This is a genomic window from Polaromonas sp. (assembly GCF_029945925.1).
Classification (GTDB): domain Bacteria; phylum Pseudomonadota; class Gammaproteobacteria; order Burkholderiales; family Burkholderiaceae_C; genus Polaromonas.
Genome location: NZ_JAQSDN010000023.1, coordinates 1 through 22126 on the forward strand (window position 1 = coordinate 1; position 22126 = coordinate 22126).

Consider the following 22126-nt stretch of genomic DNA (forward strand, 5'->3'; position numbering starts at 1 on the left):
CATGTTCCTTCGTGACATGTTATGCCTCACACACAAAATTTCTGACAGGCTCACGACGAACCTTTATTTGCAAAAATTCACCAATTCTTAAGAGAATTTGAACGCCTCTCTGGGAAGAACTACGCATCTCAAGAATGGGGTTCTCTTTAATGTTTTGTCATTCAAAAGCAGGGACGTCATCGGCGTACATAGGCCTCAAAAATCCCTAGTCTCAAGGAGCCGCCATGTGCCGCAACATCAAGACCCTGTTCAACTTCGAACCACCGGCCACGGAACTGGAAATCCGCGATGCTTCACTGCAGTTTGTCAGGAAGCTCAGCGGGTTCAGCGTTCCGTCCAAGGCCAATGAAGCAGCGTTCGAACGCGCGGTAGAAGAGGTGGCGGCTTCCGCACGAAACCTTATCGGTTCCCTGGTCACCAACGCCGAACCGCGCAACCGCGAAGTTGAGGCCGAACGGACGCGGGCGCGGTCAGCGATGAGGTTCGGTCCGGCTCAGTGATGGACCAGCGCCCTCAAATCCCCTCCCCCGCATCCACAAACACCCGCGCCTTGCGCGGTGTCACCACCAGCAATTCGCCCTCGCGCAGCCCCATGTCGCGGTATTGCTGTGAAGGAATCTGCACTTCGATCAGCGGGTCGGCCTGATCGCTGTCTTCGGAGGGCGTCAGTTCCAGCCGGGCGATGGGGCCGATCACGATCGCGCGGCTGAGCTGGGCGGCAATGCCTTCGGCGCCCGGTGAGTAACGCTGCACCTCGAAGTCGTGCGGGCGCACATAGGCAAAAGCTTTGGCGTTTTGCGCGCCACTGTGTTCGGGTGAATCCAGGCGCATGCCTTCGAGCTGGATCTTGCCTTCGTGCGCGCGGCCGTGGAACAGGTTGACGTCGCCGAGGAAGCCATAAACAAAGGGGCTGGCCGGGTGGTCCCAGACCTGTTGCGGCGAGCCGATCTGCTCAACCTTACCCTGGTTCATCAGCACCACACGGTCGGCGACCTCGAGCGCTTCTTCCTGGTCGTGCGTGACAAAAATGCTGGTCACATGCAGGTCGTCGTGCAGGCGGCGCAGCCAGCGGCGCAACTCTTTCCTCACCTTGGCATCGAGCGCGCCGAAAGGTTCGTCGAGCAGCAGCACCTTGGGTTCGACCGCCAGCGCGCGTGCCAGCGCAATCCGCTGGCGCTGCCCGCCCGAGAGCTGCGACGGAAAACGGTCGGCCAGCCAGTCGAGCTGCACCAGGCCCAGCAGTTCATGCACTTTTCGTTTGATCTCGGCGTCGCTGGGGCGCATGCCGCGCGGCTTGACACGCAGGCCGAAGGCGACGTTTTCAAACACCGTCATGTGGCGAAACAGCGCGTAATGCTGGAACACAAACCCGACCTGGCGCTCGCGCACATGGACATCGGTCGTGTCTTCGCCGCTGAACAAAATGCTGCCCTGGTCGGCCGTTTCCAGCCCGGCAATGATGCGCAGCAAGGTGGTCTTGCCGCAGCCCGAGGGGCCGAGCAAGGCGACCAGTTCGCCGGACGCGATGTCCAGGCTCACGTCATTGAGCGCCTGGAAGTTGCCGAAGTGTTTGCTGATGTTGCGGATTTCAATACTCATGATTTTTTCTTTCTCCCTCTCCCATTGGGAGAGGGTTGGGGTGAGGGCTGGCGCTGGCGGAGGTCGGAAGCGGCCCTCACGCTGGCCCTCTCCCGGCGGGAGAGGGAACAAGTCGCGGCCGCTCGGGCGGCAGGTCGGCGGCGCCCTGCTGCTCCTGCTCGGCGCGCCACTCGGCCACCGACTTGATGAGCAGCGTGACCAGGGCCAACAGCGCCAGCAGCGAGGCCACGGCAAAGGCCGCCACCGACTGGTATTCGTTGTAAAGAATCTCCACATGCAGCGGCAAGGTGTTGGTCTGCCCGCGGATGTGGCCGGACACCACCGACACCGCGCCGAACTCGCCCATGGCGCGTGCGTTGGTCAAAATCACGCCGTAGAGCAGGCCCCACTTGATGTTGGGCAGGGTCACATGCCAGAAGGTCTGCCAGCCGGTGGCTCCCAACACAATGGCGGCCTGCTCCTCGTCGCTGCCTTGGGCCTGCATCAGCGGAATCAGCTCACGTGCAATGAAGGGAAAGGTCACGAACACCGTGGCCAGCACAATGCCGGGCACCGCAAAAATGATCTTGATGTCATTGGCCGCCAGCCAGGGGCCGAACCAGCCCTGGGCGCCAAACACCAGTACATACATCAGCCCGGCCACCACCGGCGAGACCGAAAACGGCAGGTCCACCAGGGTCGTCAGAAAGGACTTGCCGCGGAACTCGTACTTGGCGATCGCCCAGGCGGCCGAAACACCGAACACCAGGTTCAGCGGCACGGCAATCGCTGCGGCGATCAGCGTGAGCTCGATGGCCGACCAGGCGTCAGGCTCCTTCAAGGCGGCGAAGTAAGCACCGAAGCCCTTGCGCAGTGCTTCGGTGAAAACGGCAGCCAGCGGCAGCACGAGGAACAGCAAGACAAAGATCAGCGCGACGGTGATCAGGGTGTAGCGCACCCACGGCGCTTCGCTGGTCCCCGCTCGCGCGTGGCTGGCATGGGTAGCCTTGGAGACAGTTGCACTCATGCCGGGGCCCCTGCGTTACGCCGTTGCCAGGCCTGCAAGCCGTTGATGACCAGCAGCAGCACAAAGGAAATCACCAGCATCACCACAGCCACCGCCGTGGCGCCGGCATAGTCGTACTGCTCGAGCTTGCCGATGATGATGAGCGGCGTGATTTCGGAAATCATGGGCATGTTGCCGGCGATAAAAATCACCGAACCGTATTCACCGATGGCGCGCGCAAAAGCCATGGCAAACCCGGTCAGCAGGGCCGGCGTGATATGCGGAAGAATCACTCGCGTGAAAATCTGCAAGCGGGTCGCACCCAGCGAGGTGGCGGCTTCCTCGAGTTCCTTTTCGGCGTCTTCCAGCACCGGCTGCACCGTGCGCACCACAAACGGCAGGCCGATGAAGATCAGCGCGATCACCACGCCGGCCGGCGTGAAGGCCAGCTTGATGCCCAGCGGTTCGAGGTACTGGCCGATCCAGCCGTTGCCGGCCAGGATGGCCGTCAGCGAGATGCCGGCCACCGCCGTCGGCAGCGCAAACGGCAAATCCACCAGCGCATCGACGATTTTTTTACCCGGGAATTTGTAGCGCACCAGCACCCAGGCCAACAGCAGGCCAAACACCAGGTTGACCAGCGCGGCGAACACCGAGGCGCCGAAGGTCAGGCGGTACGAAGCCATCACCCGCGGCGAAGTCACCGCCGTTACGAACTGCTCCCAGGTCAACGAGAAAGTCTTGAACAGCAGCGCCGACAGCGGGATCAGCACGATGATGCTCAGGTAGAACAGTGTGTAGCCCAAGGTCAGGCCGAAGCCCGGCAGCACCTTTTTCGAGGCACGCCGGACCGGCGCCGCAGCCAGCGCCGCCGCAGAAAGGGTCGCAGCAGTCATGGATTACTTGACGGTGTAGAGCTTGTCGAACTGGCCGCCGTCGTTGAAGTGGACCTTCTGCGCTTCACCGAGCGAGCCGAAGTAGTCCTTGACCGTGAACTGCTGGATGGGCTTGAAGACGTTCGAATATTTTTTGAGCACGGCCGGCGAACGCGGGCGAATCGCATGTTTGGCAGCGATCTCCTGGCCTTCGTCCGAGTACAGGTAGTTGAGATAAGCCCTGGCCAGTTCGCCCGTGCCCTTCTTGGCGACGGTGCGTTCGACCACAGCGACCGGGTTTTCAGCCACGATGCTGGACGAGGGGTAAACAGCGTCCACCTTGCCTTCGCCGAACTCGCGGTTCACCGACAACACCTCGGATTCGAACGTGATCAGCACATCCCCGGTGTTGCGCTGCAAAAAGATGGAAGTGGCGTCGCGGCCGCCCTTGGCCAGGATGGGCACGTTTTTGTAGAGCTTGCCGACAAATTCGGCAGCCTGCGTATCGCTGCCGCCTTGTTTGCGCACCGAGCCCCAGGCCGCCAGGTAGGCCATGCGGCCGTTGCCGCCGGTCTTGGGGTTGACCACGATCACCTGCACGCCGGGCTTGACGAGGTCGGCCCAGTCCTTGATGCCCTTGGGGTTGCCGTTGCGCACCAGAAACACCATGGTCGAGGTGGTGGGCGACGCGTCGTTGGGGAACCGTTTCGTCCAGTCCCTGGCCACCAGGCCCTTGTCGGCCAGGAATTCAATATCGGTCGTGGTGTTCATGGTCACCACGTCGGCGTCCAGGCCGTCGGCCACGGAGCGCGCCACCGCGCTGGAGCCGGCGTGCGACTGGTCGATCTTGATGTCCTTGCCGGTGGTCTTCTTGTAGTGGGCGATGAAGGCAGCGTTGTAGTCCTTGTAGAACTCGCGCGCCACGTCATACGAGCCGTTGAGCAGGGTCTGGGCCGAAGCCAGGCCGCTGGTGGCCAGGGCGATGGAGGCAAGAGCGAGTTTGAGTTTGGTGGTCATACAGTTTCCAGAGGAGCAGAGGGAAAGGAAGTGGGAGAAGAAGAAGAAAAAGAAAAAGGGGAATGCAGGCGGGAGGCGATATCGGTGTCACCGGCCAGCGATTGCAGCAGCGCCACGCCCAGCGGCCATTCGCCATGGCCGGATTCGATGTTGATGTGGCCGCCGTCCTGGATGCGCACAAACTCGCTGCCCCAGGCCCGCGCATAGGCCCCCGCCAGGCGCACCGGGCAATAAGGGTCGTTGCTGCTGGCCACCAACACGCTGCGATACGGCAGCTTCTGGTAAGGCACGGGTGCAAAGTCGCTGAGGATGGCGCGCCGTTCAGGGTCCGCCGGCGCCACCAGCAAGGCGCCCTGGATGGCGGCGCGGGCGTCGGCCGGCAAATGCGCGGTGGCGATGCAGCCCAGGCTGTGCGCCACGATCACCACCGGCTCGCGCTGCAACAAGATGGTTTGCGCCAGTGTTGCGACCCAGGCCTTGCGCGAGGGCGTGATCCAGTCGTCCTGCTTGACGCGCACGGCGTTGTCCAGGCGCCCGGCCCACAGGCTTTGCCAGTGGCCGGGGCCGGAGTCGCGCCAGCCGGGGACGATGATGAAGCGCACCTGCTTGACCAGTCGTCAGTGGACAAGCGAGGTGCCGGCGGGTCGGGGTGTTGCCATGAGGACTCCTGTGCATTTGTATTCAAAAAATGCATTGTGAGGAGCCGGCCTTAAAACTCAAAAGAATATATCGTTTTAAATTTATACGGCATAACGATATAACTAACGCGATTTGATGCTGTTCGCGCTTTGCCCAAGATGGACTTGCGTGTGGGCCCTGTCGCTCGCTGGCACCCGAGTTTATGCATCAAATCGGCCCTCAGCCCTTGTCCCACCTGCGCAAGCAGCTATCAAAACAAGAGCGTTTTACTGAGCCAGCTCCTCGGCCTTCAGGTGCTCCCCCAGAAAGTCGAGAAAGCTGCGCACCGCCGGCACCTGGCCCCGGCGCGAGGGAAACACGGCATGCACCATGCCCGGCCGCAATGCCCAGCCGGGCAGCACCGGCACCAGCAGCCTGGCCTGCAGCTCGGCCGTGCACAGCATCTCCGGCAAAAAGCTCATGCCAGTGCCGGCCAGCACCGCCAGCTTGAGCGTCTGCAGGTCGTCGGCCACATAACGCGGCTGGTGCTGCAACACAAACTCCTGCCCCTGCGGTCCCAGCAGTTCCCAGGCGCTGCGCCCCTCGGTGGCCGACATCGCGACCGTGTCCAGGTTTTTCAGGTCGTCGGGCGTGGCCGGTGCACCCTGCCGCCTGAGCAGTTCAGGACTGGCCAACAGGTAGCTGCAGGAGGCGCCCAGCTGCTTGACGACCAGGCTGCCGCTGTCGTCCAGCGTGGGGCGCACCCGCAGCGCCACGTCCATACCCTCTTCCACCAGGTCCACCACCCGGTTGGTCACCCGCATGTCCAGCCTCACATGCGGGTGCTGGGCCAGGTATTGCGGAATCAGGTAGCCCAGCGTGCCTTGCGCCAGCGTCACCGGGCAACTGATGCGCAGCGTCCCGCGGGGCTCGCTCTGCATCTGCGCCACGGCCTCGCCGGCGGCCAGGGCCTCGTCACGCATGGCCACGCAGTGGCGCAGGTAAAGCTCGCCCGCCTCGGTCAGGGACAGCTTGCGTGTGGTGCGCTGCAGCAGCCGCACGCCGAGCCGGGCCTCGAGCTCGGCCACCCGGCGCGAGAGCCGCGATTTGGGCAGGCCCAGCGCCCGGCCCGCCGCCGCGAAGCCGCCGCGCTCGGCCACTTCCGCGAAATACACCATGTCGTTCAGGTCCTGCATGGGCGGCTCCCCTGTTGGTTGGTTGGTTGATTGGTTGTGGTGGTGTGTTGCCCCGCACTTCGGCCGCCCTACTGTTCGTTTAACCGTTCGCCCTGAGCTTGTCGAAGGGTCTCCGTCATGCAAACAGGCTTCTACAAGCTCTGCCCGAACGGTTGGCAAGGTTTGAATGAACAGCAGTGGACTTGGGCGGGGCTCGATGGTTGACAGCTCCCTGGAATGGGTCTGGCGCGTCGATTGTCCTGAATACAGGACGATGTATCGCATTTTTGCCATCTTATCAATGAATGCACCCACCCACACAATCTATCCATGGCTGCGATTCATGGTGAATACGGCCAACAACCGATCCATCCCCGATTCATCCCCTCAAGGAACCCCTCATGACCAAGCTTCTGCACATCGACTCCAGCATCCTCGGCGGCAACTCCGTGTCGCGCCAACTGACCGCCCAGATCGTCGCCTCCTGGCGCGCCGGCCACCCGGCTACCGAAGTCAGCTACCTCGACCTGGCCGTGAACACCCCCAGCCACCTGTCGGCCGAGTCCCTGGGTTTTCGCATGCCCGCCGGCAGCGACCTGAGCGAAGCGCAAAAGCGTGAAAACGCTGTTTCCGAAGCGCTGGTGTCCCAGTTCCTCGCCGCCGACGTGATTGTGGTCGGCGCACCGCTGTACAACTTCTCCATTCCCACCCAGCTCAAGGCCTGGATTGACCGCATTGCCCAGGTCGGCCGCACCTTCACCTACACCGACAAGGGCCCGGTCGGCCTGGCCGGTGGCAAGACCGTGATCGTGGCGTCCGCCCGAGGCGGTGTCTATTCGACCAGCGACGCCGGCAATGCGATGGAGCACCAGGAAAGCTACCTGAAGACCGTGTTCGGCTTCTTCGGCATCACCGACATGCGTTTTGTGCGCGCCGAAGGCCTGGCCATGGGCGACGCAGCCAAAGCCGCCGCCCTGGCTGCCGCCACCGCTGACATCGCGGCGCAAGCCAGGGCCGCCAACGAAGCGCAGGCCGCCCTCGCCGCCTGAACCCGGCGGGTTCAGGCCCGTCAGGCCTGAGCTGCCACATGGAAAAAGCCCGCACTGCGGGCTTTTTCCATGGCGGGCGGCAGACGGTCAGGCGTGTTTTTTGACCCAGTCCACATAAGCGTTAACCCAGCCCTGCAAAAACGCCAGGCTGGCCTCGCCGATGTTGCCGGCCGCGTCGTACAGCCCTTCCTTGTTGTGGATGAAGGCTTCGGGCTGGCCCAGGGTGGGCACATTCAGGTAGGCCAGGATGTTGCGCAGGTGCTGCTGCGCCAGCGCCGTGCCAACGGGGCCGACGGAGGCGCCCAGCACACCCGCAGGCTTGCCATTCCACACGCTTTTGCCGTAGGGGCGAGAGGCATGGTCAATCGCGTTTTTCAGGACGCCGGGAATCGAGCGGTTGTATTCAGGCGTGAAAAACAGCAAGCCCTGGGCCGCCGCGATCTCGCCCTTCAGGCGCGTCACCTGCGCCGAGGGGTTGCCGTCGTCATCCTGGTTGTAGGGCGGCAGGTCGTCGATGCGCACATGGGTGAAACTGAAATCCGCCGGGAACAGTTTTTCAAGCGCCAGCGCGAGCTTTTTGTTGAATGAATCCTTGCGAATGCTGCCGACGACAACGGCGATGCGGTATTGAGCCATGGAGTTCTCCTGAAAAAATGGTCAGACTGGCGGGACCCGTGAAGGGACTGGACCATTATGCGAAGACGGCTTGACATTGCGCGGCGTGAGGACAAACCAGCAATGGGAAGCCGCGATGGCCTTGTGCCCGGGAAAAAATCAATAATGATTCATCATCACCGCTTGTGATCCGATCCACGTACTGGAAAAAACCTTGAACCCCAAAATCAAAGAGCTGCTCGGCCAGATCACCACGCTGGAAGACGAGCTGCGCTCCACGCTGCGTGAACAGGAGACGCAGCTTTTCTACCAGTTCAAGGGCAAACGGGTCGAATTCGAGGGCTCGATCCGCGAGACCCACCGCAAACTGAAACGCAGCCTGTGGCGCTGGATCGTGACGGACCGCCCGCAGAATTTCCTGACCGGGCCCATCATCTACAGCCTGATTGTTCCGCTGGCGGTGCTTGACCTCTGCGTCACGTTTTACCAGGCCAGTTGCTTTCCGATCTACAAAATTGCCAAGGTCCGGCGCGCCGACTACATCGCCATTGATCGCCAGCATCTGGCCTACCTCAACGGCTTCGAGCGATTTCACTGCACCTACTGCGCCTACGCCAACGGGCTGATCGCCTACGCGGCCGAAATCGTGGCGCGGACCGAGCAGTATTTCTGCCCCATCAAACACGCGCGCAAGCTGTTCAGCTCCCACTCGCGCTACGAGCGGTTTCTGGCCTACGGCGAGGCAGCCGACTACCACGCCAAGCTCGAGGCGTTCCGCCTTGCGCTGGAAAAAGAGATGGAGAAGTAGGCCGGGCGCGCTAGCGCAGAATCAGCACCGGCACCTTGCTCAGCCGCAGCAGTGTGGTGGTCGTGCTGCCCACGATCAACTGGCGGATGCGCGAGTGCCCATAGGCGCCCATCACCAGCAAGGCCGCACCCTGGGCCTTGACCAATGCCGGCAACACCTCTTCCGGCTCACCGGGGATGAGTTCGACCTCTGCGTCAAATCCCGCTTCCATCAGGAGCTGCCGGGCCTCCTTGAGCTGCTGGCGTGCCGCCGCGGTGTCCACACCCGCCATGGCCACCAGCACCGGCAGCCCCACCAGCAAGGGGCTGCGCGCCACCGTCTCCACGGTTTTGCGCGCGGTCGGGCTGCCGTCAAACGCCATGACTACACGCCGGGGCGCCTCGAACTGTTCCCCCGTCACCACCAGCACGGGCCGTTTGACCGAGCGGATCACCCGCTCGACATGGTGGTCCAGGTGGATCTTCGAGGCCTCACTCGCGTGGTAGTGCTCACCGAGCACAAACAGGCGAGCGTCGGGCTCCATCTCGAGCACCGTGTCGAGCAGTTCGCCGTGCCGAAGGCGGCCGTCGAGCCGCGATACGCCCGCCGCCAGCGCACGTTCGCGGGCCACGGCCAGCAGCCGGCGGCCGGCTTCCTGTGCCAGCTTGCCGCGCTGCTCGTCCAGCTCGCTCAGTTGCGCCAGCAACGCCTCCTGCGCGCCCAACCCGATGGCCCCGCTGTAGTCAACGGCCTGGGGCCGCCCGGGCTTGCGCTCCAGCACATGCAGCAGCTCCAGGGGGACGTCGAGCCGCAGTGCAGACCAGGCGGCCCAGTCGATCACGGCGGTGGTGTTTGCAAGCCCGTCAATGCAGGCGTAAACCTTGTTCATTTTTTTGTCTCCTGATTCAATGCATGAGTTTTTCAACGGCGCCCGGCTTGTCGTGGATCGCAAAACGGTCCATCAGGGTCGCGCTGGCCTCGTTCAGGCCGATGACTTCCACCGGCGTGCCCTCGCGCCTGAACTTGAGCACCACCTTGTCGAGTGCACTCACGGCAGTGATGTCCCAGAAATGCGCGCGGCTCACGTCGATGCGCACCTGCTCGACCACCTCCTTGAAATCGAAGGCGCCGACAAAAGTTTCCGACGACGCAAAAAACACCTGGCCAACAACACCGTAGCTGCGTACCCGGCCCTCGTCGTCGCTGCTTCGGTCGATACGCAACACCCGCCCGACCTTGTGGGCAAAGAAGACGCCGGACAGCAGCACACCGACAAACACGCCCTTGGCCAGGTCGTGGGTGGCCACGGTGACGACCACGGTGGCGATCATCACGACGGAGGAACTTGGCGGATGCTCACGCAGCTTGCGGATCGAGTCCCAGCTGAACGTGCCTATGCTGACCATGATCATCACCGCCACCAGCGCGGCCATGGGAATCTGCTTGACCCAGGGACCGAGGAAAACGATGAGGATCAGCAGGAACAAGCCGGCGACAAACGTGGACAGCCGCCCGCGCCCGCCCGACTTCACATTGATCACCGACTGGCCAATCATGGCGCAGCCGGCCATGCCGCCTATGAAACCGGTGGCAATGTTGGCCACGCCCTGCCCCACACACTCGCGGTTCTTGTTGCTGCCGGTGTCGGTCAGTTCGTCAACAATCGAGGCAGTCATCATCGATTCGAGTAAACCGACCACGGCCAGTGTGGCGGAATACGGCAGGATGATCTTCAGCGTTTCGAGGTTCAGTGGCACATCGGGCAGCAGGAAAACCGGCAGGCTGTCGGGCAGCTGGCCCATGTCGCCCACGGTGCGGATGTCGAGCTTGAGCACCATCGCCACACCAGTGAGCACCACGATGCAGATCAGCGGCGAGGGGATGGCCTTGGTGATGTAGGGCAAGCCATAAATGATGGCCAGGCCGGCCGCCGTCATGGCATAGACCACCCAGGTGACGTTGGTGAGTTCGGGCAGCTGCGCCAGAAAAATCAGGATGGCCAGCGCGTTGACAAACCCCGTGATCACAGATCGCGACACAAAACGCATCAGTACACCAAGCTTGAAAACGCCGGCAAGAATCTGCAATACGCCAGTCAGAACGGTCGCCGCCAGCAGGTAGTGCAGGCCATGCTCCTTGACCAGCATGACCATGACCAGCGCCATGGCGCCGGTGGCCGCCGAGATCATGCCCGGCCGGCCGCCGGTGAAGGCAATGATCACGGCGATGCTGAACGAGGCATACAGGCCGACCTTGGGGTCGACACCGGCAATGATGGAAAAGGCAATCGCCTCGGGAATCAGGGCAAGCGCCACTACCAGGCCGGCGAGCAGGTCACCGCGGATGTTGGAGAACCAGTCCTGGCGGATGGAGGGATAAAGTGTTTTCAATGGAATGGGCGCAGTCCAGGGCGTGCCTGGCTGTCGTGGGTCAAGGAAAAAGAGGAATGGATCGCTGCAGCAGACGGCTGCCAGATCCGGCCGGACTCGGAGGCGTCGCACGCCTCAAGTGACAGCTCAGGGCGGCGTCACAGAACAGAAATAGCCGCGCGGCAGTCCGCCGCCCGGGTAGATCACCGGGGCGAGCAAGCTCGTGACTGGGCTTTTGTGCATCGCAACATTGTAACAATCCAGCGCCGCAGGCAGGGAAACACGGCCCCAGAATCCTGAGCGGAGTCATCACTTCCCGGAGGACCGTTCCATGAAGTTCATTTTCGAAGTCCGCATGAAGCCCGGCTACACGGTGGACCAGTATGCCGCCGCCTGGATCAGTGCCAGTGAAATCATCCAGCGCACGCCGGGCGCGCGTGGCACTTACCTGCATCGCAAGATCGGCTCGCCCGACACCCTGCTGGCCATTGCCACCTGGGACTCCAAGGCACACCGCGATGCCAGGGACGACCGCCGCGACGCCACCGTGCGCGCCATTCTCGACAAACACGCCCGGCACTGCGACGTCACCGTGATCGGCGAGTTTGAAGAGCCGGAGTGGTCAGTATTGCCGGAACTCGGTGCGACGTGAGCGTCTTGTAGGGCTGCACTTGACACATTGGCCAGCACCTGTTCGACGTCGGGCACACCTTTCGCCCATCCTGTCAGAAAAATCGGGGCTTGGTGGGAATGGCACTTACATAAGCCAAAAAGGCTGTCATCCCGGCCTTGAGGAGCCTGCCCCGGACTCCGATCCGGTGGGATCCATGCCGCAGGCTCCACTGCGCAGGCCCGCGAGGCATGGATTGCGGGTCAAGCCCGCAATGACAACTTCAGGCGTCATCCACGTCCCCGCCTGTCAACCCGGCTCAGGCCCGGCCGACAGGTTTCCCGGTATTCTCGGCTTAAGTAAGTGCCATTCGGCTTAGTGGTTTCTCCCAGTCTGTACGTCTCACAGATGCTCCGTTATTCTTGCCATTTTTCAGGAGGGATGCATGGAATCATCTTTGAACGTCGAAGACCACGGCGACTGGCTCAGCTTCGGAATGTCACACGCCGGCGGCGTCGTTCCGGTCAAAATTTCCCGGGCAGCGATGGAGGAGCACTTCGACGCGACCCAGGGGCCGGACTCGCTGAAAACAGCCTATGCGCTCGACGCCGAGATGATTCACGCCCGGGCTGCCGACCACATCGTGGCGGGCGCCAACTACACGCCGGACCATCCGCTGGTGCTGGGGACCGAACACTTCTAGCCGCCGTTTTTCAGCAACGTTGCTTCTGCGTCAGGCTCTGCCTTTGCTACGTTTTCTGTAGCAGCCAGCGACCGCCATACAAGGGGAAACGCTCGTTTCCACCTCAACCCGCACAGCGAAACGTCAGGTTGATGCGGCGGCGCCCCAGCAAGGGGTGCTCGCCATCAACCAGCGGTGCCACACCATGGAAGGCCAGGCGCGACGGGCCGCCCCAGACCACCACGTCGCCATGCTGCAGACGATGGCGCTGCGGCCTGTCCTTGCGACTGGGCGTGCCGAACAGGAACACCGCGGGCAGGCCCAGGGACACCGAGACGATGGGGGCGGAGAAATCCTTCTCGTCCCGGTCCTGGTGCAGCGAGAGCCGTGCGCCCGGCTCGTAACGGTTGACAAGGCAGGCGTCGGGCTCGAAGTGGGCAAACCCGGCTTGCGCTGCCGCGCGCACGGCCAGCTTGCGCAGTATCGCGGGTATGGCGGGCCAGGGCTGGCCCGACAGCGGGTCCAGCGCGTCGTAGCGGTAGCCGCTGCGGTCCGACACCCAGCCGAGTGGGCCGCAGTTGCTCATGCCTACCGACATGGTGTATCCGCCGGGCGTGACCAGGTGCCGAAACGGCGCCTGCGCGGTGACCTCTGCGATGGCCTGCAGCAGGGCTGCGTCGTCCACGCGTGCAAAACCGCGCAGCAACACGGCACCGGGTGCCAGCGTTTCACGCGACACCGCCACGGGCAACTCGTCAAAAAGATCGCTGGTCAAACGGCATTCCTTGGCTTGTATCTGACCGTCCGCATTGAGCTTGGCCTGTCCTGAGCTTGTCGAAGGGTCGAAATGCCATCAGGGCACAGAGGCTTCGACAGGCTCAGCCCGAACGGATGAAGGCTTCCCCTTCAAAAATACAAAGATGCTACTGCGCATCATGAAAAATCACACCCAGCGTGTGGCGGTGGCCAGAGCGTACCGTGCTGACGCCGTGGCGCATGTTGACCCTGTAAAACCCCCTGCTGCCCTGCACCGGCCGGTGGTGCACGGCAAACACCACGGCATCACCCTGCGCCAGGGGAATCACCTCGGGCCGGGACTGCGTACGCGGGCGCTGCTCGGTCAGTACAAACTCGCCGCCGGTGAAGTCGTGCCCCGGCTGCGACAGCAGCACCGCCACCTGCAGCGGAAACACATGCTCGCCGTACAGGTCCTGGTGCAGGCAGTTGTAGTCGCCTTCGGCGTATTGCAACAGCAGCGGCGTCGGCCGCGTCTGGCCGGCCGCATGGCAACGCGCCAAAAACTGCGCATGCTCGGGCGGGTAACGCACGGCGATACCCATCACTTCGTTCCAGCGGTTGGCCACGTCCACCAGCCGGGGATACAGCGTACTTCGCAGCTGCTGGACCAGCTCAGGCAGCGGATAGCTGAAGTACTGGTATTCGCCCTGGCCAAAGCCGTGCCGCGCCATCACGACGCGGCTGCGAAACAGCGCGCTTTGCCGGTAGAGCGCGGCGGTTGCCGCACACTGGGCCGGCGTCAGCAGTTGCGGCAGCACGGCGCTGCCACGCGTCTGCAGTTCTTTGGCCAGTGCCGGCCAGCCGGTTTCGGCCGGCCTGGACGTCAACAAGGTGTTCATGGCGGGTGGGTGTCCTGGAAAAAAACCCAAGCGTAGCCCGGGGGCGGCGGCCTGGCTCGCCGGAAACGGACATCCCGCCGATTCAGCGCAGGGTGCGGAGGCGCCCTGTTTCATGCATGAAATCGGCCTCCAGCCCAATGGGACCGGGCGCCAGCAGCTACTTTATTAGTAGCGTGGCGGGGAACCCGGCAAGCCGGCGGTGCCGGCGCCGGCGCCGGCCAGCCCCAGCATGGCGAGGAATCGATGGCCGAGCGTGCCGGCGCCGGATCGCGCGGCAGCCACAGGCACAGGTGGTTGGCCTGCGGGCCGGCTACCGGCAAACTCCGGCAGGCAGACAGCCAGTTCCTCAAAACCGGCCACGATGCGCGGACCGACCCACAGCCGCACCCAAAGCGCCATGGCCACGCGCTGATCGCCGATGCGCAGGCTGGCCGCAAACTGCGGTGTTGCGAAGGACCTGGCGACCTGCCGCTCGACAAACGGCGTGGCTTCGTCAGCCACCCAGTCCAGGAACATGGGCGACAAGCTCTGCGGGCTCTCGCAGACGAGTTCGAACACCAGATCGTCCAGGGCGGAAACAGCGGTGAGGCAAGCCTCTTGGAGGCCAAGGGTGTGGGTGCGGATCATGAGGTTTCTCCAGAAAAATCAACCAGCGGCAGGCCTGTCAACCCGTGCTCCCGCCTGCATCCGTACCGGCGGCAATGCGCCGGGACAACAAGCGTGATTTTTTGAAGGACAAGCAGCAGAGCCATGCATGCTTAACGGCAGGCTGCCGGACAAGTTGAGGGCCAGTCACGGAACCGGGAGACACGGTCCGTGCCGGCAGTGCCGGTTTCAGCCGATGTGCGACCGCGTCCAGCGCACGATGTCGGCGGCACCCATGGCGCCGGGCTGGCGCGCGACTTCGCGGCCGTTCACGAACAGCGCCAGCGTGGGAATGCTGCGGATGTTGAAGCGTGCGCCCAGAGTCGGACAGGCCTCGGTATCCACCTTGACCACGCGAACCATGGGCTCGAGCTGCGCGGCGGCCTGTTCATAGGCCGGCGCCATCTGCAGGCAGGGGCCGCACCAAGGCGCCCAGAAATCGACGAGCACCGGGATCTGGTTGCGTGCGATGTGGCGGTCAAACGCCGCTTCGTCGAGGTTGACCGGGTGCCGGGTGAACAGCGCCTGGTGGCAACTGCCGCAGTCCGGCGCGTTGGCCAGATCCGCGCTTTTGACGCGGTTGGTCGTGTGGCAGTGCGGACACACGATGTGCAGGGAATCCGTCATCTGTACCTCGTCTACATCCTGAATCAGCTGTTGTTGGCTTCGTCCAGCGCCTTGCACGACGGTGCACACACGGCGTGGGACTTGCCCAGCACCTTGCGCGTGCCCATCTGCGAGCGGGGACGGTGTTTGCCGCACATGAAGCACGACATCGTGGCAGCACCGAAAGAAGCGGACGCGACAAACGGGGAGCCCGACACCTTGGATTTGTAACGCAGTCCGTCGGCAAGGACGGTGGTTTTGGCATCAGCTCTGGCCATGGGTGTTTCCTTGGTTGGGTTGGCGCATTGCGCGCTCTATGGCTTGCCTGGCCTGCCGTTCGGCAGCCAGCGCCGGATCCAGTGGCGAGCGGCACAGGCCCGCGTACTGGTAATTGACATTTTCGTACAATTCGGCCGCGGCCGGGTGAGTGTCGAGCAAAGCCCCCAGCTCCACCCCCGGCGTGACGCTGTCAAACGCATCGACCAAGTGGGTCACCACAGAGAGGTATTGCTCCGGGCCGACCGGAACAGCACTGTGCTCCAGCCGCTCAAGCAATTCGGCCAGCACGTGCGTCACGGTCAGGTCGGCACTGAAAGAAGGGGTTTGGGTCGTGTTCATGCCTCTGAAACTGGGGGCTTTTGGCCGAAAAACAAGCCGAAATGCCCCGGCCCCGCAGATCACTATGCTTTTGATAGCTGACAGCGCCCGTCCAACAAGGGCCGAAGGCCTGTTTGGCTTCAAAAACCCGCCCCCGTCCGGATACCTGCGGCGGGCTGCGTGCCGGGCCGTCTTTTGGGGCCCCCTCAATGCAGGACGCAATGGCAATACACGAAATGCTGCAGGGCACCGGAAGGCGTGCGATGGTCTTCCTGCAAGTGCTCCAGCAGTTCAAAAGCGCCGCCAAACTCGGCATGCAGCGCATCGGGCGCATAGCGGACCACCGGCAGGCCGCTGCATTGCAGGGGCCCGTCCGGGGCAAAGGCCGCCACGATGACATGCCCGCCAGGGCGCACGGCACGCCGCACCTGGGCAACATAAGCGGCGCGGTCCGCCGGATCGGTGAGGAAATGGAAAACGGCCCGGTCGTGCCAGACATCGATGCTGGCCTTCTCCAGCGGAACGGTCGTGATGTCACCCTCGATCCAGCGCACCCGCCCTGCCCGCTCACCGAGCCGGCGGCGCGCCACATCAAGCGCCGCACCGGAAATATCCAGCACGCTCACATCCGTCATGCCGTGGTCCAGCAGGTCGTCCACCAGGCGGGAAGCCCCGCCCCCCACATCGACAATACGCGCCGACTTGTCGGGGGCGACGCGCAGGATCAGCTCCAGCGACAAGGTGGCGTGCGGCTGGTACCAGCTCACGGCTTCGGCAGCATTGGCGGTATAAACCTGCTCCCAATGCGATTTGGCTTCCATGAAACGTCTCCGGGTGAACTTATGATCCCTTCATGATAGTGGCGTCCGGGCAACCTGGGCTGACCTGCCGCAAACTCGCGGCGCCCCGGACCGATGATTTTTACTTGCGGACATGGATCTGGTCGAAAGAGCCGCCGTCCGAAAAGTGTTCCTTGTCGGCTCTGGCCCAGCCGCCGAAAGCCTGGTCGATGGTGAACAGGTTCAGCCTGGGAAACTGCCTGGCGTACTTGGCGATGGCTTTTTGCGAAACCGCCGGGCGGTAGAAGTTCTTGCCGGCGATGTCCTGGCCTTCTTCGGAATACAGGTACTTGAGGTACTCCTCGGCCACGATACGTGTGGCTTTCCTGTCGACGTTTTTGTCCACCACGGCCACCGCGGGTTCGGCCAGGATGTTGATCGACGGTGCGACCACGTCGAATTTGGCGCCGAACTCTTTTTCAAGCAGGTAGGCCTCGTTCTCCCAGGCGATCAGCACATCGCCCTGGGCGCGCTGGGCAAAGGTGATGGTGGAGCCGCGCGCGCCGGTGTCGAGCACGGGCACGTTGCCGTAGAGCTTGGCGACAAATTCTTTGGCCTTGGCATCGCTGCCGTATTTGCGTTTGGCGAACTCCCAGGCTGCGAGGTAGTTCCAGCGCGCGCCACCCGAGGTTTTGGGGTTGGGCGTGATCACGCTGACACCGGGCTTGATCAGGTCGTCCCAGTCCTCGATGCCCTTGGGGTTGCCCTGGCGCACGGCCAGCACGATGGTCGAGGTGTAGGGCGAAGCGTTGTGGGGCAGCTTTTTCTGCCAGTCGGGCGCAAGCCAGGCACCGTTTTTGACCAGCGCATCGGTGTCACCGGCCAGCGCCAGCGTGGCCACATCGGCATCGAGCCCGTCGATGATGGAGCGCGCCTGCTTGCCCGAGCCACCGTGCGACTGCTTGATGGTCACGTCCTGCCCGGCCTTGGCCTTCCAGTATTTGGCGAAGGCGGCGTTGTATTCCACGTAGAACTCGCGCGTCGGGTCATAGGACACATTGAGCAGGGTCACGGGGGGGTTGGCGGCCGGCGTTTGCGCCAGCGCGGCTCCGGCCGACCCTGCCAGCGCAACGGCTACTGCCAGGCGGGTGGAAACATTCATAAAATGGCGGCGTGTGGTCATGGTCTGCTTTCTGGTCCGGTGCATTTTTTGTATGCGGGTTTGAGTGAGAAGCTGGATTCTGGAAGCGGCAGGCCAAAACAGGAACGAATAAGAATTCAGTTCTTAATACCCAAATCATCTACAACCAGATTCCACGAAAGAAGTCCCCATGGCACGTACCGTCAAATGCATCAAACTGGGCCGGGAAGCCGAAGGTCTGGACTTTCCCCCCTACCCCGGCCCCCTCGGCAAGCGCCTGTGGGAAGAAGTCAGCAAGGAAGCCTGGGCTGAGTGGATGAAACAGCAGACCATGCTGGTCAATGAAAACCGCCTGAACCTCGCCGATGCCCGCGCCCGCCAGTACCTGGCGCGCCAGATGGAAAACCACTTTTTCGGCACTGGCGCAGACAAGGTCCAAGGCTACGTGCCCCCGACGGAATAGAGCCCCCACGCTTGTCACTTCGTGTACTACGCTGCCCCCCGAGGGGGCCGTTGCGCCTGCGGCCCGGCAAAGCCGGTTCCGCGGCCCCTGCTTGAAGGGACCGCTATCTCGGTGTCTGACAACACATGCCCGAAGTAATCGAGTGGCTGGCTGACGGCACGCCTTACAGCCCGCGTTTTGGGGACCGCTACCGCAGTGAACTCGGCGGGCTGGCGCAGTCGCGCGAGGTGTTTTTGCACGGTTGCGGCCTGCCTGCCGCCTGGGCCGGCCAGCCGCAGTGGTGCATCCTGGAAACAGGCTTTGGCCTCGGGCTGAACTTCCTGGTGACCTGGCAGGCCTGGAAGGCCGACCCCGCGCGCCCGCGGCTGCTGCATTTTGTGGCCACCGAGGCGCACCCGGCCGGCGCCGCCGACATCCTGCGTGCCGCCGCGGCGCATCCTGAACTGCTGCATTTGGCCGAGCAACTGCAGGCCCAGTGCTGGGGCCTGCTGCCCGGTGCGCACCGGCTGGTGTTCGAGGGCGGCCATGTGCTGCTCACCCTGTGCATCGGCGATACCAAGACTGTGCTGCGCGAGCAGGCCTTGGCCGCCGACGCGGTTTACCTCGACGGCTTCAGCCCCGCCAAAAACCCCGGTATCTGGGACCTTCACACGCTCAAGGCAGTGGCACGCTGTTGCCGCCGCGGCACCCGCATCGCCAGCTGGACGGTAGCGCGCAGCGTGCTCGACGGCCTGGCCCAGTGCGGCTTCGTCGTGCAGAAAACCCCGGGCCTGCCGCCCAAACGCGACAACCTGCAGGGCGAATTCTCACCGCGCTGGGTGCCGCGCAAGGTCGCAGGCAGTGCGCCCCTGGCGCCGGTCCCGCCTTCACGCTGTGTGGTCATCGGCGCCGGCCTGGCCGGTGCGGCCGCGGCCGCCAGCCTGGCGCGACGTGGCTGGCAGGTGGTGGTGCTGGATACGCATGACGCACCGGCCGGCGGCGCCTCGGGCCTGCCGGCCGGCGTGCTGGTGCCGCATGTCTCGCCCGATGACAGCCTGCTGTCGCGCCTGTCGCGCTGCGGCGTACGCGCCACGCTGCAGCAGGCCCGGGCGCTGCTGCAGGAAGGCAGCGACTGGCAGGCCAGCGGCGTGCTGGAGCGGCGGCTGGACGGCAGCGGTGGCCTGCCCGCCGGCTGGCCCGATGCCGGCCGCGACTGGAGCGAGGCCGCCAGCGCGGCGCAACTCGAACAGGCCGGGCTGGACACGGCCTCGGCCGCCACCTGGCACCACCAGGCCGGCTGGATCAAGCCGGCCCGGCTGGTGCAGGCGCTGCTTACGCAGCCCGGCATCACCTGGCGCGGCGGCGTGCAGGCGGCGCGGCTGGAACGCGATGCCACCGGCCCATGGCAGGTGTTTGACGGCAGGGGGCAGTTCATCGCGCGGGCCGATCTTGTGGTGCTGGCCGCGGCCCAAGCCAGCGGGCTGCTGGTGGACGGCGGCCTGCCGCTGCAGGCAATTCGCGGCCAGGTCTCCTGGGACCTGCGGCGCGCTGGCGACGGCAGCGCGCTCCCCGCCTTCCCGGTCAACGGCCACGGCAGCTTGCTGCCCGCCGTGCCTGTTGATGACGGCGTGGCGTGGATGGCCGGTGCCGGTTTCCAGCGCGACCGCAACGACAGCCGGCCCGACCCGGCCGACCAGCAGGCCAACCTGGAGCGCCTGCAAACCCTGCTGCCGCACACGGCGCGCCAACTGGCAGCGGATTTTCAGGCAGGTAGCGCCCGGGCCTGGGCCGGCGTGCGATGTGCGTCACCGGACCGGCTGCCGCTGGTGGGCCCGGTTCACCCCCTGCGGCAGCCGGGGCTCTGGGTGAACACGGCCATGGGTTCGCGCGGGTTGACGTTTGCTGTGCTCGGCGGCGAACTGCTCGCCGCCCGGCTGCATGGCGAACCCTTGCCGGTGGACAAGCGCATGCTGCAGGCACTGGCGCCGCAGCGCGCCAGCTTGCTCAAACAACGGGTGGCGCCCGTGGACCCCGTGATTTGAAGCCTTTTGAGGCTCCAGCCCTGGATGGGCCTGCGCAGGCAGCTATATATTTCGTAGCAATTTCTTGAGCTGCCCCGGGTGCAGGGGTTTTCGCAGGTAGACCTGCGCACCGGAAAAACGGGCCCGCAAGCCCTGCTGCCAGGCCGGCGCCGTGCCGGTGACAAACATGTGGGCAATGGCCGGCCGGGTGTTGTCCACCGCCTTGACCAGTTGCCAGGGGTCCATGTCGGTCAGCCCGAGGTCCACCGTCACCAGCAGGTAGGCATGGGTGTTGAGCAGAATCAGGGCCTCGGTGCCGGTGGCCGCTTCATCGACCTCGTGCACGCCGGCGGCGGCCAGCTTGGCACGCAGGTACAGGCGGTCATCGCGCCCGGCGTCCACCACCAGCACCCGCCGCCCCACCAACGGCAAGGCGCCCGGCTCCAGCGGCAGGGGCTCGGTGGCGTCGCCCTGGTCGAGCACCACATCGAGGTCCTCATCGTGCGCGAGGTCCAGATCGATCGGCGACGAGGCCCGAGCTTCAGGGGAAGAAGGCAAGGGCAGGAGCCCAAAGGCCTCGTCCATCGCATCCAGCACGCCTGACCATTTGACCGGCGCCGGAAACACCCGCCAGGCCTGAGCAGGCGCGTCACCGCCAATCCAGATGAGTTTGAGGCCGTCGTGGGCGGGGTTGGCCAGTGCCAGCACGGCCTCCCAGCTGTCGCCGTCGATGATCAGGACATCGGGCGCGTCTATCGCTTCCGCGGTTTGCGAGGTCCAGGCCGAATAAACGACGTCGCGCGACTCGGACAGGCGAAACACCAGATCCAGCGCCTGGCGCTCGGTGCCGCTGAAACCGAAAAACTTGACGAATATCCGCTTCACTGCCCCGCCCCTCGTTGTTATTGCCGTGGATGATACGGGGCTTGTGTGCAAATGTTGCTGATGGCGTTGTCCCGATGACACGGAATTCAGTGCTCAGGCCTGTAAAGCCGCATGAACACTGGTGAATAAGCTTATCCGCATAAGCGAACAACGAATCTGTCGTTTGTTTCCATAAGCCCTCGCCCTAAAGTCGGCGGCTTATGCATGATTTCGCTTTTGTTTTTGCGGGTTTTGCCGTCGGTCTCGTGGTGGGACTGACCGGCGTGGGCGGGGGCTCGCTGATGACGCCCTTGCTGATTTTCTTTTTCGGCGTCAAGCCGCATCTGGCCATCGGTACCGATCTGTTGTTTGCCGCCTTCACCAAGCTGGGCGGCACAGTTGGCCTGGCGCGGGCCCGGCTGGTGGACTGGAAAATTGTCGGCCAGACGGCGGCAGGCAGCATTCCGGCCTCGCTGGCCACGCTGTATGTGCTGCATCTGGTCGGACCAGCCAGCCCGGCGGCCCACGCAGTGATGACCACCACGCTGGGTGTGGCGCTGCTGCTCACGGCGAGCGCCACGTTCTACAAGGCCGTTTACGGCAAAGACGCCCCGCGCCACATCGAACCGGCTGCCCTGACCGCAGCCACGCAGGCGCGCCACTGGGCCCTGCCGGTGTTGTTCGGCGCCGTCATTGGCGCCCTGGTGACGCTGACCTCGGTGGGCGCCGGCGCCATCGGGGTGATTGTGCTGATGCTGCTTTACCCGGCCCTGCCGCTGCCGCGCATCGTGGCCGCCGACATCGCCCACGCCGTGCCGCTGACGCTGGTGGCCGGCTTCGGGCATGCGTCCATCGGCTCCGTCGACTGGCCGCTGCTGGCCAAACTGCTGGCCGGCTCGCTGCCCGGCATCTGGCTCGGCTCGCGCCTGGTCAACAGCACACCCGACCGCTGGATACGCTCCCTGCTTTCTGTGCTGCTGGCTTATGCCGGCGCCAAACTCATCGCCATCTGA

At 64.0% G+C, this 22126-nt stretch carries 26 protein-coding genes; 8 read left to right on the forward strand and 18 right to left on the reverse strand.

The genetic code is table 11. The annotated features are described in order from the left end of the window. The first annotated feature begins 224 nt into the window (after nt 1-224). Nucleotides 225-500 (forward strand): DUF2277 domain-containing protein, encoded by a 276-nt coding sequence (locus PSV40_RS05760; protein WP_300535354.1) that lies wholly within the window; start codon nt 225-227, stop codon nt 498-500. 13 nt (nt 501-513) lie between these two features. Here the strand turns inward: PSV40_RS05760 and PSV40_RS05765 are convergent, their stop codons facing one another. From PSV40_RS05765 to PSV40_RS05790, 6 genes are all read right to left on the reverse strand, one after another. Next, nucleotides 514-1599: a sulfate ABC transporter ATP-binding protein gene (locus PSV40_RS05765; RefSeq protein WP_300535357.1), complete on the reverse strand. Its 1086-nt coding sequence runs from the start codon at nt 1597-1599 to the stop codon at nt 514-516. A gap of 76 nt (nt 1600-1675) precedes the next feature. Next, the gene (gene cysW / locus PSV40_RS05770; protein WP_300535360.1) at nt 1676-2605 is read right to left on the reverse strand and encodes a sulfate ABC transporter permease subunit CysW; all 930 of its coding nucleotides are present in this window, start codon (nt 2603-2605) and stop codon (nt 1676-1678) included. Continuing rightward, on the reverse strand, nt 2602-3480 hold the full coding sequence (cysT, locus tag PSV40_RS05775; protein WP_300535362.1) for a sulfate ABC transporter permease subunit CysT: 879 nt from the start codon (nt 3478-3480) through the stop codon (nt 2602-2604). The genes cysW and cysT overlap by 4 nt, the downstream gene beginning before the upstream one ends. 3 nt (nt 3481-3483) lie before the next feature. Beyond that, the gene (locus tag PSV40_RS05780; protein ID WP_300535365.1) at nt 3484-4476 is read right to left on the reverse strand and encodes a sulfate ABC transporter substrate-binding protein; all 993 of its coding nucleotides are present in this window, start codon (nt 4474-4476) and stop codon (nt 3484-3486) included. Next, on the reverse strand, nt 4473-5078 hold the full coding sequence (locus PSV40_RS05785) for an alpha/beta hydrolase (protein ID WP_300535368.1): 606 nt from the start codon (nt 5076-5078) through the stop codon (nt 4473-4475). Before PSV40_RS05785 ends, PSV40_RS05780 begins: the two co-directional genes overlap by 4 nt. Before the next feature lie 303 nt (nt 5079-5381). Next, a complete protein-coding gene (locus PSV40_RS05790) occupies nt 5382-6290 on the reverse strand; it encodes a LysR family transcriptional regulator (protein WP_300535370.1) in 909 nt (302 codons plus the stop codon). Between the two features lie 380 nt (nt 6291-6670). On the opposite strand from PSV40_RS05790, the gene PSV40_RS05795 reads away from it, so the two are divergent. Beyond that, nucleotides 6671-7318: an NAD(P)H-dependent oxidoreductase gene (locus PSV40_RS05795; RefSeq protein WP_300535372.1), complete on the forward strand. Its 648-nt coding sequence runs from the start codon at nt 6671-6673 to the stop codon at nt 7316-7318. A gap of 87 nt (nt 7319-7405) precedes the next feature. Here PSV40_RS05795 and PSV40_RS05800 read toward each other — a convergent pair whose 3' ends face one another. Next, entirely contained in the window at nt 7406-7954 is a 549-nt protein-coding gene (locus PSV40_RS05800) for an NAD(P)H-dependent oxidoreductase (RefSeq protein ID WP_300535375.1), read from the reverse strand. 193 nt (nt 7955-8147) lie between these two features. Between PSV40_RS05800 and PSV40_RS05805 the strand changes: the two genes are divergently transcribed. Then, the gene (locus tag PSV40_RS05805) at nt 8148-8741 is read left to right on the forward strand and encodes a hypothetical protein (RefSeq protein ID WP_300535378.1); all 594 of its coding nucleotides are present in this window, start codon (nt 8148-8150) and stop codon (nt 8739-8741) included. A 10-nt stretch (nt 8742-8751) separates the two neighbouring features. Here the strand turns inward: PSV40_RS05805 and PSV40_RS05810 are convergent, their stop codons facing one another. Both PSV40_RS05810 and PSV40_RS05815 read right to left on the reverse strand, forming a co-directional pair. After that, complete coding sequence (locus PSV40_RS05810; protein ID WP_300535380.1) at nt 8752-9609, reverse strand: universal stress protein; 858 nt, start codon at nt 9607-9609, stop codon at nt 8752-8754. Between the two features lie 16 nt (nt 9610-9625). Then, a complete protein-coding gene (locus tag PSV40_RS05815) occupies nt 9626-11110 on the reverse strand; it encodes a SulP family inorganic anion transporter (RefSeq protein ID WP_300535383.1) in 1485 nt (494 codons plus the stop codon). A 310-nt stretch (nt 11111-11420) separates the two neighbouring features. Between PSV40_RS05815 and PSV40_RS05820 the strand changes: the two genes are divergently transcribed. Both PSV40_RS05820 and PSV40_RS05825 read left to right on the forward strand, forming a co-directional pair. Next, on the forward strand, nt 11421-11741 hold the full coding sequence (locus PSV40_RS05820; protein ID WP_300535386.1) for an antibiotic biosynthesis monooxygenase: 321 nt from the start codon (nt 11421-11423) through the stop codon (nt 11739-11741). A 403-nt stretch (nt 11742-12144) separates the two neighbouring features. Further along, on the forward strand, nt 12145-12402 hold the full coding sequence (locus PSV40_RS05825; RefSeq protein ID WP_300535388.1) for a hypothetical protein: 258 nt from the start codon (nt 12145-12147) through the stop codon (nt 12400-12402). Between the two features lie 103 nt (nt 12403-12505). On the opposite strand, the gene alkB is transcribed toward PSV40_RS05825, so the two are convergent. From alkB to PSV40_RS05865, 8 genes are all read right to left on the reverse strand, one after another. Continuing rightward, complete coding sequence (gene alkB / locus PSV40_RS05830) at nt 12506-13156, reverse strand: DNA oxidative demethylase AlkB (RefSeq protein WP_300535390.1); 651 nt, start codon at nt 13154-13156, stop codon at nt 12506-12508. A gap of 148 nt (nt 13157-13304) precedes the next feature. Beyond that, nucleotides 13305-14018 (reverse strand): 2OG-Fe(II) oxygenase, encoded by a 714-nt coding sequence (locus PSV40_RS05835; RefSeq protein WP_300535393.1) that lies wholly within the window; start codon nt 14016-14018, stop codon nt 13305-13307. A 165-nt stretch (nt 14019-14183) separates the two neighbouring features. Then, complete coding sequence (locus PSV40_RS05840) at nt 14184-14645, reverse strand: hypothetical protein (RefSeq protein WP_300535396.1); 462 nt, start codon at nt 14643-14645, stop codon at nt 14184-14186. Nucleotides 14646-14852: 207 nt separating this feature from the next. After that, nucleotides 14853-15290: a thioredoxin TrxC gene (gene trxC / locus PSV40_RS05845; protein WP_300535399.1), complete on the reverse strand. Its 438-nt coding sequence runs from the start codon at nt 15288-15290 to the stop codon at nt 14853-14855. Nucleotides 15291-15313: 23 nt separating this feature from the next. After that, nucleotides 15314-15547: a hypothetical protein gene (locus tag PSV40_RS05850; protein WP_096665230.1), complete on the reverse strand. Its 234-nt coding sequence runs from the start codon at nt 15545-15547 to the stop codon at nt 15314-15316. Next, a complete protein-coding gene (locus PSV40_RS05855) occupies nt 15534-15887 on the reverse strand; it encodes a hypothetical protein (protein WP_300535402.1) in 354 nt (117 codons plus the stop codon). The genes PSV40_RS05850 and PSV40_RS05855 overlap by 14 nt, the downstream gene beginning before the upstream one ends. Before the next feature lie 185 nt (nt 15888-16072). Next, a complete protein-coding gene (locus tag PSV40_RS05860) occupies nt 16073-16687 on the reverse strand; it encodes a class I SAM-dependent methyltransferase (protein WP_300535404.1) in 615 nt (204 codons plus the stop codon). Nucleotides 16688-16787: 100 nt separating this feature from the next. Next, nucleotides 16788-17828: a sulfate ABC transporter substrate-binding protein gene (locus tag PSV40_RS05865; protein WP_300535407.1), complete on the reverse strand. Its 1041-nt coding sequence runs from the start codon at nt 17826-17828 to the stop codon at nt 16788-16790. Nucleotides 17829-17976: 148 nt separating this feature from the next. On the opposite strand from PSV40_RS05865, the gene PSV40_RS05870 reads away from it, so the two are divergent. Together PSV40_RS05870 and mnmC are read left to right on the forward strand one after the other, a co-directional pair. After that, on the forward strand, nt 17977-18249 hold the full coding sequence (locus PSV40_RS05870) for an oxidative damage protection protein (protein WP_293593270.1): 273 nt from the start codon (nt 17977-17979) through the stop codon (nt 18247-18249). 125 nt (nt 18250-18374) lie between these two features. After that, a complete protein-coding gene (gene mnmC / locus PSV40_RS05875) occupies nt 18375-20270 on the forward strand; it encodes an FAD-dependent 5-carboxymethylaminomethyl-2-thiouridine(34) oxidoreductase MnmC (RefSeq protein WP_300535411.1) in 1896 nt (631 codons plus the stop codon). A 42-nt stretch (nt 20271-20312) separates the two neighbouring features. Here mnmC and PSV40_RS05880 read toward each other — a convergent pair whose 3' ends face one another. Beyond that, nucleotides 20313-21134, reverse strand: a complete 822-nt coding sequence (locus PSV40_RS05880) for a response regulator (protein ID WP_300535415.1) — start codon at nt 21132-21134, stop codon at nt 20313-20315. A gap of 200 nt (nt 21135-21334) precedes the next feature. Between PSV40_RS05880 and PSV40_RS05885 the strand changes: the two genes are divergently transcribed. Next, nucleotides 21335-22126, forward strand: coding sequence for a sulfite exporter TauE/SafE family protein (locus tag PSV40_RS05885; RefSeq protein ID WP_300535418.1), 792 nt, complete (start codon nt 21335-21337; stop codon nt 22124-22126).

Excerpts from the sequence above, each read along its gene's own strand:
- PSV40_RS05870 (WP_293593270.1), top strand. The coding sequence starts at position 17,977 with ATGGCACGTACCGTCAAATGCATCAAACTGGGCCGGGAAGCCGAAGGT.
- PSV40_RS05820 (WP_300535386.1), top strand. The coding sequence starts at position 11,421 with ATGAAGTTCATTTTCGAAGTCCGCATGAAGCCCGGCTACACGGTGGAC.
- cysT (WP_300535362.1), bottom strand. The coding sequence starts at position 3,480 with ATGACTGCTGCGACCCTTTCTGCGGCGGCGCTGGCTGCGGCGCCGGTC.
- PSV40_RS05765 (WP_300535357.1), bottom strand. The coding sequence starts at position 1,599 with ATGAGTATTGAAATCCGCAACATCAGCAAACACTTCGGCAACTTCCAG.
- PSV40_RS05825 (WP_300535388.1), top strand. The coding sequence starts at position 12,145 with ATGGAATCATCTTTGAACGTCGAAGACCACGGCGACTGGCTCAGCTTC.
- mnmC (WP_300535411.1), top strand. The coding sequence starts at position 18,375 with ATGCCCGAAGTAATCGAGTGGCTGGCTGACGGCACGCCTTACAGCCCG.
- PSV40_RS05850 (WP_096665230.1), bottom strand. The coding sequence starts at position 15,547 with ATGGCCAGAGCTGATGCCAAAACCACCGTCCTTGCCGACGGACTGCGT.
- trxC (WP_300535399.1), bottom strand. The coding sequence starts at position 15,290 with ATGACGGATTCCCTGCACATCGTGTGTCCGCACTGCCACACGACCAAC.
- PSV40_RS05865 (WP_300535407.1), bottom strand. The coding sequence starts at position 17,828 with ATGACCACACGCCGCCATTTTATGAATGTTTCCACCCGCCTGGCAGTA.
- PSV40_RS05840 (WP_300535396.1), bottom strand. The coding sequence starts at position 14,645 with ATGATCCGCACCCACACCCTTGGCCTCCAAGAGGCTTGCCTCACCGCT.
- PSV40_RS05860 (WP_300535404.1), bottom strand. The coding sequence starts at position 16,687 with ATGGAAGCCAAATCGCATTGGGAGCAGGTTTATACCGCCAATGCTGCC.
- PSV40_RS05760 (WP_300535354.1), top strand. The coding sequence starts at position 225 with ATGTGCCGCAACATCAAGACCCTGTTCAACTTCGAACCACCGGCCACG.
- PSV40_RS05810 (WP_300535380.1), bottom strand. The coding sequence starts at position 9,609 with ATGAACAAGGTTTACGCCTGCATTGACGGGCTTGCAAACACCACCGCC.
- PSV40_RS05885 (WP_300535418.1), top strand. The coding sequence starts at position 21,335 with ATGCATGATTTCGCTTTTGTTTTTGCGGGTTTTGCCGTCGGTCTCGTG.
- PSV40_RS05790 (WP_300535370.1), bottom strand. The coding sequence starts at position 6,290 with ATGCAGGACCTGAACGACATGGTGTATTTCGCGGAAGTGGCCGAGCGC.
- PSV40_RS05800 (WP_300535375.1), bottom strand. The coding sequence starts at position 7,954 with ATGGCTCAATACCGCATCGCCGTTGTCGTCGGCAGCATTCGCAAGGAT.
- cysW (WP_300535360.1), bottom strand. The coding sequence starts at position 2,605 with ATGAGTGCAACTGTCTCCAAGGCTACCCATGCCAGCCACGCGCGAGCG.
- PSV40_RS05835 (WP_300535393.1), bottom strand. The coding sequence starts at position 14,018 with ATGAACACCTTGTTGACGTCCAGGCCGGCCGAAACCGGCTGGCCGGCA.
- PSV40_RS05780 (WP_300535365.1), bottom strand. The coding sequence starts at position 4,476 with ATGACCACCAAACTCAAACTCGCTCTTGCCTCCATCGCCCTGGCCACC.
- PSV40_RS05795 (WP_300535372.1), top strand. The coding sequence starts at position 6,671 with ATGACCAAGCTTCTGCACATCGACTCCAGCATCCTCGGCGGCAACTCC.
- PSV40_RS05855 (WP_300535402.1), bottom strand. The coding sequence starts at position 15,887 with ATGAACACGACCCAAACCCCTTCTTTCAGTGCCGACCTGACCGTGACG.